Origin of the sequence: Kosakonia sp. SMBL-WEM22 (genome assembly GCF_014490785.1) — a bacterium.
In the GTDB taxonomy this organism is placed as follows: Bacteria; Pseudomonadota; Gammaproteobacteria; order Enterobacterales; family Enterobacteriaceae; genus Kosakonia.
Genome location: NZ_CP051488.1, coordinates 3413500 through 3426057 on the forward strand (window position 1 = coordinate 3413500; position 12558 = coordinate 3426057).

Consider the following 12558-nt stretch of genomic DNA (forward strand, 5'->3'; position numbering starts at 1 on the left):
GATGGCGCGTAAACACTTATCCGGCCTACGCCGTTTCAGCCGCTCCATACACGTTTCCGCATTCCCGCCCCGTAGGCCGGATAAGGCAAAGCCGCCCTCCGGCAACTTTGCCCCGGGTTAAAGCAGGCTTAGTGCGCCTTCGCCTGCTGGTAAAGATTTTCCCACATGCTGAGCACCAGCGCCTGGTCGCGCGGCGACAGCTCTCCTGCCTGAATGGCGTGTTCCACACTGGTGGTCACGCGTGCGGATACCGCTTCCGGCGAGTGGTCATCGCTGCTCTCCAGATCGGCCACCGCCAGTGTCAGGTGCCCGCGCAGATAACCGCCAGCAAACAGTTCATCATCACTGGCGTGATCCACCATATTGTCAATTAACGCCAGAATGCGTGATTCAAACTCCGCGATCATCTCTCTTCCTCTCGTAAAAACGTGGCCCTACAGATCTTCCGGCCACGGAAACTGTGCTGCCGCTAACGACGGCGTCTGGTAATAATCCTGTAATGCCTTGATAAAACGCGCCGGACGCGCCGGGATCCCCTGCTCCAGCCATACCATCACCTGGGCGTGTACGCGGCGCTGAAACGCCACACGATCCGGCTCAACATCGCCCTCCAGGTTGTCACAGCTGACATTAAACGGAAAGCCTGCCGCCGCGCAGAAGAGCCACTCCAGCGCCTGTGGCTTCACTTCGACATCTTCAAACTGCCCCTGGGTGGCGGCATCGCGCCCGTCCGGGCAGTACCAGTAACCGAAATCAACCAGCTTGCGCCGTTCTGCCCCGGCGATGCACCAGTGCGAAATCTCATGCAGGGCGCTGGCGTAAAAGCCGTGGGCAAACACCACGCGGTTGTAAGGGGCGTCGGCATCAGCGGGAAGATAGATCGGTTCTTCATCGCCTTTAATCAGACGGGTATTAAAATCGCTGGCAAAGCAGCCATCAAAAATATCAATTAATTGCTGATAGTGGTGCGTCATACATTCACCCCCAAAAAGTGGAGGATCTCCTGCCCGTGACTGTCATAGAGAAGTTTTGCGCTCATGACCGCCGAGACAATCACAATCATCGGACGGATAAGCTTCTGCCCTTTACTGAGCACCAGCCGCGAGCCCATGCGCGCGCCCAGAAACTGGCCGACAAGCATCACAAAGCCGGTGCCCCAAACCACTTTGCCGCCGATGATAAACAGCAGCAGCCCGCCGACGTTGGAGGTGGCGTTAAGCACTTTAGCGTGCGCGGTTGATTTCGCGAGGTTGAACCCGCAGAGGGTGACAAACGCCAGCGCGTAAAACGACCCGGCGCCGGGGCCGAAAAAGCCGTCATAGAAGCCGACGCAGCCGCCGGCAACCAGCGCAAACGGCAGGCCATACAGACGACGCTGCCGATCCTCTTCGCCAAGCTTTGGCATCAATAAAAAGTAGAGACCGATACAGATAACTAATATGGGCAGGATCTGGCGCAGCACGTCCGATTTCACATACTGCACCAGCAGCGCGCCGCTGGTGGAGCCGATAAAGGTCATCAAGATATTGAGCTTCTGATCGGCGAGATTGACCACTTTACGGCGAATAAAGTAGAGCGATGAGGAGAGCGACCCACCGCAGGCCTGCAGCTTGTTGGTCGCCAGCGCCTGCGCAGGCGTCATCCCCGCAGCTAATAGCGCCGGAACGGTTAACAGCCCGCCACCGCCTGCCAGCGCATCGATAAAGCCTGCCAGCAGCGCGACAAAAAAGAGCACCGCCAGCATCAGCGGTGTCATCATAAATAACGAATCAAAGAGTTCCATCAGAGGGCGTGTTCATCCAGTAGAGCCTGACAGGAAGGCGGCAACGGTGGCGGCGTCTTTTTCTCAGGCGTGCTGCTGCCCGGTTTCGCCGGTTTAAACCAGCTCTGCAACTCCGCGCCGCAGCCGTCGCCCGGTGGCGGCGCTGGCTGATCGACACACTCAAGGCTGTCGGCCGGGCAGCGCAGGCGCACATGCATATGCGCGCGATGCTGGAACCAGGGGCGCACCTTGCGCAGCCAGTCGCGATCCGTGCCGGCATCGTAACAAAGCTGCTGCTTGATGGCAGGGTTAACAAAGATGCGCGTCACCTCGTCATCCTGCGCGGCAAGTTTAATCAGGCTGCTGATTTCCGGCTTCCACAGCGAAGGCACCACGCTTTTTCCGTCGCGCGAGACCAGATCCAGCGCCTGCGGTTTCAGCAGCTGCGCCGCGCTCCAGCGCGTGGTCGGCAGTTGCAGGAAGATATCCACATCCAGCCCCGACTGGTGGCTGGCGTGACCGCCGTTAAAGCGCCCGCCGGCCGGCATCCCCATATCGCCCACCAGCACGGTGCCAAGCCCGAGGTTATGCACCTGGGTACTAAGGCGCTGAATAAACAGCACCAGATCCGGGTGACCAAAATAGCGACGCTGATCGGTGCGCATCACCTGATAGGTGTCAGATTGCAGCGGCAGATCCTGCGCGCCAACGATGCAGCCATTCGAAAATGCGCCAATCGACTGTGGGCTGCCGGGTACCGGATGGGTCAATTTTTGCCACGGTGTCGCCGCCGTAGCGGCGGCGCTCAGCAGCAGCGCAAACAGCGCGATTGCCGTCTTTTTCATCGGTTACCAGCGTGGAAGTGTGGGAGTAACATCAGCGTTTTGACCGCGCTGACGCAGGAAGTGATCCATTAATACGATCGCCAGCATCGCTTCGGCGATCGGCACGGCGCGAATGCCAACGCAGGGATCGTGACGCCCTTTGGTGATCATCTCTACCTCATCGCCAGAACGCGTCACAGTTTTGCCCGGCACGGTGATACTGGAGGTGGGCTTCAGCGCGATATTGGCGACGATCTGCTGACCGCTGCTGATCCCGCCGAGAATGCCGCCAGCGTGATTGCTCTGGAAGCCGTCGCGGGTCAGTTCATCCCGGTTCTCACTGCCGCGCAGCTTCACCACCTCAAAGCCGTCGCCAATCTCAACGCCTTTCACCGCATTGATGCTCATCAGGGCATGGGCGATATCAGCATCGAGACGATCAAAAACCGGCTCGCCGAGGCCAGGCGGAACGTTATCAGCCACCACCGTCACCTTCGCGCCGATGGAGTCGCCCTCTTTTTTCAGGCCGCGCATCAGCTCGTCCAGCGCCTCGATCTTGTCCGGATCCGGACAGAAGAAGGGGTTAAGCTCAACTTGATCCCACGCTTTGATCGCCAGCGGAATGTCGCCCATCTGACTCAGGCAGCCGCGAATGACGATGCCGAATTTCTGCGCGAGGTATTTCTTCGCAATTGCGCCAGCCGCGACGCGCATCGCCGTTTCACGGGCGGAAGAGCGACCGCCGCCGCGATAGTCGCGCACGCCATATTTCTGTTCGTAGGTGTAGTCAGCATGGCCAGGACGGAAGAGATCTTTAATGGCACCGTAGTCCTGCGAACGCTGATCGGTGTTTTCAATAAGCAGGCCGATGCTGGTGCCGGTGGTCACGCCCTCAAACACGCCGGAGAGGATTTTGACCTGGTCCGGCTCGCGGCGCTGGGTGGTGTAGCGCGAGGTGCCGGGACGGCGGCGGTCGAGATCGTGTTGTAAATCCGCTTCGGTTAGCGGAATGCCCGGCGGCACACCATCAACAATACAGCCCAGCGCCAGCCCGTGCGATTCACCGAAAGTGGTGACGCGAAAGAGTTGTCCAATCGTGTTTCCTGCCATCACGGCTCCGTTATTCGTTGTGTGTTTGCGCGTTGATCAATCTTTGTAGATGCTGAAATGTTCTTGTGCCGCAATCAGTTGCGCTTTGGTCAGCATAAAGACACCGTCCCCACCGTTGTCGAACTCCAGCCAGGTGAACGGCACATTCGGGTACTGGTCCATCAGATGTACCATGCTGTTGCCAACTTCACAAATCAGGATGCCGTTATCAGAGAGGTACTGCGGGGCGCAGGCGAGAATGCGGCGCGTCAATTTCAGACCATCGCTGCCGGAGGCAAGACCCAGCTCCGGTTCATGACGGTATTCCGACGGCAGGTCGGACATATCCTCTTCATCGACGTACGGCGGGTTAGTGACAATCAGGTCGTACTGCACTTTCGGCAGATCGCGGAAGAGATCGGAGCGGATCGGCGTGACGTGGTGAATCAGGCCATGCTCTTCAATATTGTGTTCCGTGACAGCCAGCGCATCGGCGGAGATATCCACCGCGTCCACTTCCGCTTCCGGGAAGGCGTACGCGCAGGCGATAGCGATACAGCCGCTGCCGGTGCACATATCGAGAATGTGCTGCGGTTGCTGCTCAATAAGCCCGGCGAAGTGGTTGTTAATCAGCTCGCCAATCGGCGAACGCGGCACCAGCACGCGCTCATCGACATAAAATTCGTGGCCGCAGAACCAGGCTTTATTAGTGAGATAGGCCACCGGAATGCGTTCGTTAACGCGGCGGATCACGCGCTCAACGATGCGATGGCGCTCGCTGGAGGTGAGGCGCGCGTTACGCATCTCTTCGGGAATATCCAGCGGTAAGTAGAGGGTCGGCAGCACCAGCTGTACGGCTTCATCCCAGGGGTTGTCGGTGCCGTGGCCATACCAGATGTTGGCGGCGCTAAATCGGCTGACCGACCAGCGCAACATGTCCTGAATGGTGTGCAGCTCATTCACTGCTTCGTCGACGAAAATTTTATCCATACTATCCCCCAGGGCATGCTCGCAATAAATTCGGCGGCTAGTTTGCCATGAAGATGGGGATAAATCAGCATCCACGCGTATCTGCGCGGCGTAAAAATGCATTTTGCTGCACCGCAGCCGCCTGCAGTCGGGTACACTGGCGCAAAGAAAAAACAGGATGCGCAAATGAAAAAGAAACCATCGCTTAGCGAGGAGGAGCAGGCTCTGTTCCGGCAGCTGATGACCGGGACGCGCCAGATGAAGCAGGATACCGTCGTACACCGCCCGGCGCGTAAGAAGATCGCCGAAGTGCCGGTCAAGCGCCTGTTACAGGAGCAGGCGGATAACAGCCACTACTTTTCCGACGAGTTTCAGCCGCTGCTCAACACCGATGGCCCGGTGAAATATGTCCGCGGTGATGTCAGCCACTTTGAGTTGAAAAAGCTGCGCCGCGGCGATTACTCCCCGGAGCTGTTTCTCGATCTGCACGGTTTAACGCAGATGCAGGCCAAACAGGAGCTCGGTGCGCTGATTGCCGCTTGTCGGCGCGAGCACGTCTTTTGCGCCTGTGTGATGCACGGCCACGGCAAACATATCCTCAAGCAGCAAACGCCGCTCTGGCTGGCGCAACATCCGCACGTGATGGCGTTTCACCAGGCGCCGAAAGAGTACGGCGGGGATGCGGCAGTGCTGGTGTTGATTGAAGTCGAAGAGTGGCAGCCGCCGGAGTTACCGTAAGGCAGAAATGAGAAGAGCCGCACTGTGCGGCTCTTTTTTTGCATCGGTCCGATGAATCAGATGGCTTTCGGCATCTTCAGGTTGCAGGGACTCATTTGCCAGTTGAACACCCCTTTGCCCTCTTTATCCAGCGTGACGCTGGCAATAGCAGAGGTAGTGAACATGGGCGGCGTTTCGCCAGGACAGAGCTCGGCGACCAGGTAACCCACCAACGGCAGGTGCGAGATCACCAGCGCCGTTTCGGTGCCTTCATTGGCCAGCGCCTGTAAATAAGCGCTTACCAGGCCGACATCGCCGCAGGGCGTCAACTCCGGCAGGACATCCACGTTGTCAGGCAGGTTCATGCACTCCCCTACCTTCTCCAGCGTCTGTTCAGCGCGTAAAAACGGGCTAACCAGAACACGATCGATATCCACTTTTTGGCCTTTCAACCACGTTGCCATTTGACGCGATTCGTCGCAGCCGCAAGGGGTAAGCGGACGAACGGAGTCACTGGCTGCATCGAGGGCAGCATCGCCGTGACGCATGATAAAAACTTGCATATTGCACCGCTTTTGTTAACCAGAAGCATCGCGCTTTTGCCGGTGAAAAGAGATCACGCTGACAGAAAAACGGGATGGCCGGGCATTTTGCCTGATTCATTCGTTGAATGAAACGCTGTTTTTTACCTCAATGGCGCAAGTATAGTCAATCACTGTTTATGAAATAACCGCAAAGGCCATGAGGTATAACACATTTACTTTTTTCGACCTTAACTTACAGGCTCACTTTCCGTTGCTGGCCAGAAGCGTTTCCCCTCCTGAGCCATGCGTAACAGGGCTTCACACGGTGCAAATCGCGCCCCATAACGCGCCTCCATCTGCTGCAGCGACGCCACGACGCTTGCCGCGCCCAGCGTATCCATATAGTGGAAAGGCCCCCCTAAAAATGGCGGGAAGCCGATGCCGAAAACGGCACCGATATCGCCATCGCGCGCGCTACGGATCACCTGCTCATCGAAACAGCGCGCCGCTTCGTTAAGCATCAGCAGAACACAGCGCTCGGCAATCTGCTGCGCCGAAGATTGCCCTTTCGCCGACACGCCGATTAAGCGGTAGATCGAAGCATCCGGCTGTTTTTTGCTTTTACGCCCTTTTGTCGGGTAAAGATAGAAACCGCGGCTATTTTTTCTCCCTTTGCGATCGTCATTTAAAATCGCAGAGACAAGGGTTGCAGGCGCACTAAAACGCTCTCCGTAAGCGGCCTCCAGCACCGGAATGATCTTCGTGCCGGTATCGATGCCGACTTCATCCAGCAGTTGTATCGGGCCGACGGGAAAACCGAATTTCACCAGCGCCCGGTCGATGGCCTCAATCGGCTCACCTTCGCTCAGCAGGCGCATCGCTTCACTGATGTAGGGTGCCAGAATACGGTTAACATAAAAGCCCGCTTTATCGACCACCACAATCGGCGTCTTGCCCTGCTTCTTCGCCAGCTTCACCGTGGTGGCAATGGTCTGCTCATCGGTACCGGCATGCGGGATCACTTCTACCAGCGGCATCTTCTCCACCGGGCTGAAAAAATGTAATCCGATCACCTTTCCCGGACGCGCCGCGTTTTCAGCAATATCCGCAATAGGTAGCGAGGAGGTATTTGAGGCAAAAATAGTGTGTGGCGCGCAGTGTGCCTCCACTTCGCTGACCATCTTCTGTTTGAGGGAGAGATCTTCGAATACCGCTTCGATTACCACGTCGCGATGAGCAAAGCCGCGGTAATCCAGCGAGCCGGAGATCTTCGCCATCTGGCTGTCGCGCTCGCCTGGTTTGATAAAACGGCGGCGCACTTTTTTATCCAGCTCCTGCCAGCTGTATTTCAGCGCATGGTTAATGCCTTTCGCATTAATATCTTTAATGCGAACCGGCAACCTGCCCTTGCTGGCAGTGACATACGCGATACCGCCGCCCATCAGTCCGCCGCCAAGAATGCCGACGCTGCGCAGCGGCGCGGCGGCCACGGTGCTACCGGGATCTTTTTTGATATCTGTCGAGGCAAAGAAGATGTTACGCAGCGCCTGCGACTGCGGCGTCATCGCCAGCTGACCAAAGGCGCGCGCTTCTGCTTCATAGCCGCTGCTGCGCCCCTGCGCCAGGCCGGTTTCAATCACCGATAAAATTCGCGGCGCGGCAGGATAGTTGCCGTGGGTTTTCTGCTCGGTTCGCTTCGCCGCCATCTTAAATAGCAACGTGCGGCCAAGCGGCCCGGCGAGGATGCGCTCACGCACCGGCAAACGGCGGCTGAGCGGACGCTCCTGCTGCGCCAGTTCGACCGCCGTTTCCAGCAGAATGTCGTGCGGCACAACATCATCCACCAGGCCCACTTTCAGCGCCTGGCGCGCACGCAGCTGTTTACCGGTGAGGATCATCTCCAGCGCAGTGCTTACGCCTACCAGCCGCGGCAAACGCTGGGTGCCACCGGAGCCGGGCAGCAAGCCGAGCTGCACTTCCGGCAGGCCAAGGATGGTTTTGCCATCATCCGAGCAGACGCGGCGATGGCAGGCCAGCGCCAGTTCCAGCCCGCCGCCGAGGCAGGCACCGTGAATAGCGGCGACAACCGGGATCGACAGGGCGTGGATCTCCGCCATGATCTTCTGCCCCTGCAGAGCCAGCTCTTCTGCTTCTTTCGCGCTCTGGCAACGACCAATCATGTTGATATCGGCCCCGGCAATAAAGTTGTCCGGCTTCGCCGAAATAAACACCACACCGCGCAGCGCACGGTTATCACGGATCGCTTTTAAGATGGCGCGCACCTGCGCACCAAACTCCGCCTTCAGGGTGTTCATCTTTTCATTAGGTACATCAATGGTAACGACCGCAACATTGTCGGGGCGTACATCAAGGGTAAATGCAGAAACCGTCATTATTCCGCCTCCAGAACCATTGCCGCGCCTAATCCTCCCGCCGCGCAGGCGGTAACCAGACCGAAACCGCCGCCGCGACGGCGCAGCTCATGCAGGGTTTGTGTGATCATCCGCGCGCCGGTGGCGGCAAAGGGGTGACCATAGGCAATCGAGCCGCCAAGCACGTTAAATTTGCTCTCATCCACCTCGCCGGTGGCCTGCGAGCGCCCCAGCACCTCGCGGGCGAAACGATCGCTGGCCATCAGTTTCAGGTTAGTTAAGGTCTGGGCGGCAAAGGCTTCATGCATATCGAACAGGGTCAGGTCGGCCAGGGTTAATCCTGCGCGATCCAGCGCCAGCGGCGTTGCCCAGGCCGGACCGAGCAGCATATCTTTCTGCACGCCAATCGCCGTAAAGGCGTAGCTGCGCAGATAGCCCAGCGGCACAAGGCCCAGCTCTCTGGCACGTGATTCGGTCATTAGGATCACCGCCGCCGCGCCGTCGGTGAGCGGCGTGCTGTTAGCTGCGGTAACGGTGCCGTGTTTGCGGTCAAAGGCCGGGCGCAGTTTGGCGTAATCGGCGAGGCTTGAGTTGCCGCGCACGTTATTGTCCTGCTCGACCGGATCGCGAAACGGCGGCGCATAAGCGGTCATCACCTCCTCCGCCAGTTTGCCCTCACTCCAGGCCTGAGCGGCAAACTGATGGGAGCGGTGCGCCAGCGCATCCTGCTCCTGACGGCTAATGGCGTAGGTTTTCGCCATCTGCTCGGCGGTATCGCCCATACGCAGGCCGGTCGAGTACTCAGCAACCGCAGGCGGAACCGGTAGAAGATCGCGCAGACGCAGGCGCGAGAAGAGTTTGAGCTTCTGCCCGACGGTACGCGCTTTGTTAGCATCCACCAGCGCGCGCGCCAGTTTTTTACTGACGCCAATAGGCAGTACAGATGAGGAGTCGGCACCACCAGCGATACCCGCGCGGATGGTGCCAGCCAGCAGGCTTTCCGTTACGTTCGCCACCGCCTGAAAACTGGTGGCGCAGGCGCGGCTGACGCTGTAGGCGTCGGTGTGAACATTCATGCCGGTACCGAGCACAATTTCACGCGCGATATTGGGCGCTTCCGGCATTTGCACCACCTGGCCGAAGACCAGTTGTTCAATCACCTCGGGGGGAATGTCGTTGCGCGCCAGCATCTCCCCCACCACCATTTTGCCGAGATCGATCGCCGGTACGCCGTGAAACGCGGTCGCCTGGCGGACAAATGGGGTTCGTAACCCGCAGACAATGGCAATGCGGTCGCCCTGACGGGTGACAAGCGGTAATGCCTGACTCATAACACTCCCCTGTATACAGCGTAATCAATAAAGTGGTCTGACCTGATAACAGTCTTAACCAATCTTTTACATTTAGCCAATGGCAGGGAGGAAAAAATGGGAGCTAAGGCACAGATAAACGGATAAAAAAACGCTCCCACAGGAGGGAGCGTTGAGAGCGAAGTTTAGCGCAGACCGAGCTGGAAAATAAGGGTTTCCGCTTCGCAGGCGAAAACAAAATCGATATCCAGCTGCACGCCCTCTGCCACTTCGGTAAAGGTTGGAGAAATGTGGCACGGTTCAGACTCAACGCTGCGCGCTTTGGCGGTCAGCGCTGCCAGCGCCTCTTCAGCGTCGGCGCGGTTAGCGAATACGCGGCTGTAAGAGGCGGTACAGTCGGAGTTATCCATAATGGTTCCGACATCCATACAGCAGCAAACCGGGGTTTCATCAGCACTGCATTTACTCATAGAAGATTTCCTCAAAATTCGCACCCTGGGTGCCAGGTCAAGATTGCACATATTTTACGCCGCCGCGCAGGGTCGCTCCAGTCGTTAATCGCCGGAACGGCCTTAAGTGACCGAAATCACAATTAAAAATGATCTAAAACAAAAACTACCGAAAACGGGGATCCGTGCTACGGCCAAATTTGCCACGCAGATCCCGTTTCGGAGATCACATTTGAAAAATCTTGATTACATACTTGCAACATTGGTTCTGGTCAGACCTATACTCTCGCCACTGGTCTGATTTCTCTGCGGTAGCTCAGACCCTACACTTCGCGCTTCTTTAACAAGGCGTAAAAAAGTTTGTATAAAAATAACTCGCTTCGAATGAGGTTATGGTCATGAGCCAGAAAACCCGTTTTACCAAGTCTGCTCTGGCAGTCGCAGTGGCACTCGTTTCTACCCAGGCCTGGTCCGCAGGCTTTCAACTCAACGAATTCTCCGCCTCCGGCCTCGGTCGCGCTTACTCTGGTGAAGGCGCAATTGCTGATGATGCAGGTAATGCCAGCCGTAACCCGGCGCTGATTACCACCTTCGATCGCCCAACCTTCTCCGGCGGCGCGGTGTTTGTAGATCCTGGTGTAGATGTAACCGGACGCTCTGCGATTGGTAACAACGCCAGTCAGGACAATATTGCCCCGACAGCGTGGGTGCCGAACCTGCACTTTGTTGCGCCGATTAACGATCAGTTTGGCTGGGGCGCATCCGTCACCTCTAACTACGGCCTGGCGACAGAGTTCAACAACAATTTCGCTGCGGGCTCAATAGGCGGTAAAACCGACCTCGAAACGCTGAACCTGAACCTCAGCGGTGCGTACCGTCTTAATAACAACTGGAGCTTCGGCCTCGGTTTCGACGCCGTCTACGCACGCGCAAAAATTGAACGCTACGCGGGCGATCTGCCGCAGCAGGTTGATTTCGCCACTGGCGGTGCCCTGGGTCTTAGCGATCTGATCCCGCGTGATACCCAGATTGCGCATCTGAAAGGCGATGAGTGGGGCTTCGGCTGGAACGCTGGTATCCTGTATGAACTGGATAAAAATAACCGTTGGGGTCTGACCTACCGCTCAGAAGTGAAAGTGGACTTCGATGGCGATTATAAGAGCGATCTCCCTCTGGCGGTTAACGTGTTGGGTCCGCAATTTGGTCTGAAAGGTCTGCCAGTCGCAACAGGCGGTGCAACTATCCCTGGCTCGCTGACACTCAACTTACCAGAAATGTGGGAAATATCGGGTTATAACCGTGTCGATCCGCAGTGGGCAATCCACTACAGCCTGGCCTACACCAGCTGGAGCCAGTTCCAGCAGCTGAAAGCGACGGGTAGCCAGGGTCAGCAGCTCTTCTATAAAGAAGAGGGCTACAAAGATGCCTACCGTATCGCGCTTGGTACCACCTATTACATGGATGATAACTGGACCTTCCGCGGCGGTATCGCCTTTGATGACAGCCCGGTTCCTGCCGATAAACGCTCTATCTCCATTCCGGACCAGGATCGCCTGTGGCTGAGCACCGGTGCGACCTATGCATTCAATAAAGATGCATCCGTCGATGTCGGCGTCTCCTATATGCATGGCCAGAAAGTGAAGTTCACCGAAGGGCAATACACTTTCAAATCTGAAGGTCGCGCCTGGCTGTATGGTGCCAACTTTAACTACGCCTTCTGATAAACGCGTAGAGATAAAAAAAGGTGAGCTTCTGGCTCACCTTTTTTATTGGCATTTATTCCGAGTCGATATCTTTTAAATCACCCTCAATCGCCTGCGCGTTCGGGTTCTCCTGCGGCTTCAGCTTACCGCCGTTGGCGATAAAGTCATGGCGCTGGAAGTAGGCTTCACGCACCAGAATATAAGGGTCGGAGGACTGGCGCAGCAGGCCGTCGGAGTCGAGCAACTGAGCGCGCGATTCGATGCCTTCAACCGTCCACTTACCGACGGAGAGCGGCCAGGTCAGCCAGGAGAGCACAGGATAGAGCGTATCCGCCATATCGCCGCCATCTTCACGCAGCGTGAAGCTGCCATAGAACGGCAGTTGCACATAAGGGCCATAACCCATGCCGTAGTGTCCCAGCGTGCTACCAAAACGGTGCGGCTCTTCGCGCTGCAGTTTCGGGTTCGACATCCCGGCCACATCCATCAAGCCGCCCATCCCCAATAGGGTATTCAGGAAGAAGCGGGTGAAGTGAACCATCCCCTGATAAGGGTTGCCCTGCAGGAAGTAGTTCGCCATCACTGCCGGCTCTTCAAGGTTACTGGTGAAGTTGCTCAACCCGTTACGCGCCGGCTGCGGCACATAATCACGCCAGGCGACGGCAACCGGTCTGACAACATAGGGATCCAGCACGTTGAAGTTGAAGTTATACATGGTGCGGTTAAACCCTTCTAACGGGTCCGAGCGCCCCTGCGTCTCATTCGAGCTGGCGCAGCCGACCAGCACAGTGGTGGCCAGCGCAAGCGCCGACAGGCGGTATTTCATCATTGTCTCCCTG

13 protein-coding genes are annotated in these 12558 nt (G+C 57.3%); 2 read left to right on the plus strand and 11 right to left on the minus strand.

The features are described 5' to 3' along the window. Positions 1–128: 128 nt before the first annotated feature. The 6 genes from HF650_RS16350 to prmB are packed head-to-tail and all read right to left on the minus strand — an operon-like array spanning position 129 to position 4665. Positions 129–407, minus strand: coding sequence for a YfcL family protein (locus HF650_RS16350; RefSeq protein WP_187799522.1), 279 nt, complete (start codon positions 405–407; stop codon positions 129–131). Between the two features lie 27 nt (positions 408–434). Further along, positions 435–974 carry an elongation factor P hydroxylase gene (locus tag HF650_RS16355; protein WP_187799523.1) on the minus strand — a complete coding sequence of 180 codons (540 nt, stop codon included), beginning with the start codon at positions 972–974 and terminating at the stop codon, positions 435–437. Beyond that, entirely contained in the window at positions 971–1783 is an 813-nt protein-coding gene (locus HF650_RS16360; RefSeq protein WP_187799524.1) for a sulfite exporter TauE/SafE family protein, read from the minus strand. The genes HF650_RS16355 and HF650_RS16360 overlap by 4 nt, the downstream gene beginning before the upstream one ends. Continuing rightward, positions 1783–2607 (minus strand): penicillin-insensitive murein endopeptidase, encoded by an 825-nt coding sequence (gene mepA, locus HF650_RS16365; RefSeq protein ID WP_187799525.1) that lies wholly within the window; start codon positions 2605–2607, stop codon positions 1783–1785. The genes HF650_RS16360 and mepA overlap by 1 nt, the downstream gene beginning before the upstream one ends. A 3-nt stretch (positions 2608–2610) precedes the next feature. Further along, positions 2611–3696: a chorismate synthase gene (gene aroC, locus HF650_RS16370; RefSeq protein WP_187799526.1), complete on the minus strand. Its 1086-nt coding sequence runs from the start codon at positions 3694–3696 to the stop codon at positions 2611–2613. A gap of 36 nt (positions 3697–3732) precedes the next feature. Next, a complete protein-coding gene (prmB, locus tag HF650_RS16375) occupies positions 3733–4665 on the minus strand; it encodes a 50S ribosomal protein L3 N(5)-glutamine methyltransferase (RefSeq protein ID WP_187799527.1) in 933 nt (310 codons plus the stop codon). A 165-nt stretch (positions 4666–4830) separates the two neighbouring features. Here prmB and smrB point away from each other — a divergent pair, with 165 nt between their 5' ends. Further along, on the plus strand, positions 4831–5382 hold the full coding sequence (smrB, locus tag HF650_RS16380; RefSeq protein WP_187799528.1) for an endonuclease SmrB: 552 nt from the start codon (positions 4831–4833) through the stop codon (positions 5380–5382). Positions 5383–5438: 56 nt separating this feature from the next. Here the strand turns inward: smrB and sixA are convergent, their stop codons facing one another. The 4 genes from sixA to HF650_RS16400 all read right to left on the minus strand — a co-directional run bounded on the left by sixA (position 5439) and on the right by HF650_RS16400 (position 10037). Continuing rightward, complete coding sequence (gene sixA / locus HF650_RS16385; RefSeq protein ID WP_054804315.1) at positions 5439–5924, minus strand: phosphohistidine phosphatase SixA; 486 nt, start codon at positions 5922–5924, stop codon at positions 5439–5441. A gap of 209 nt (positions 5925–6133) precedes the next feature. Further along, positions 6134–8281 (minus strand): fatty acid oxidation complex subunit alpha FadJ, encoded by a 2148-nt coding sequence (fadJ, locus tag HF650_RS16390; RefSeq protein ID WP_187802721.1) that lies wholly within the window; start codon positions 8279–8281, stop codon positions 6134–6136. Beyond that, the gene (gene fadI / locus HF650_RS16395; RefSeq protein ID WP_187799529.1) at positions 8278–9588 is read right to left on the minus strand and encodes an acetyl-CoA C-acyltransferase FadI; all 1311 of its coding nucleotides are present in this window, start codon (positions 9586–9588) and stop codon (positions 8278–8280) included. The genes fadJ and fadI overlap by 4 nt, the downstream gene beginning before the upstream one ends. Before the next feature lie 164 nt (positions 9589–9752). Continuing rightward, entirely contained in the window at positions 9753–10037 is a 285-nt protein-coding gene (locus HF650_RS16400) for a YfcZ/YiiS family protein (protein WP_187799530.1), read from the minus strand. Between the two features lie 377 nt (positions 10038–10414). Here HF650_RS16400 and fadL point away from each other — a divergent pair, with 377 nt between their 5' ends. Beyond that, positions 10415–11737, plus strand: a complete 1323-nt coding sequence (gene fadL / locus HF650_RS16405) for a long-chain fatty acid transporter FadL (protein ID WP_187799531.1) — start codon at positions 10415–10417, stop codon at positions 11735–11737. A 55-nt stretch (positions 11738–11792) separates the two neighbouring features. On the opposite strand, the gene mlaA is transcribed toward fadL, so the two are convergent. Beyond that, a complete protein-coding gene (mlaA, locus tag HF650_RS16410) occupies positions 11793–12545 on the minus strand; it encodes a phospholipid-binding lipoprotein MlaA (protein ID WP_187802722.1) in 753 nt (250 codons plus the stop codon). Positions 12546–12558: the final 13 nt, after the last annotated feature.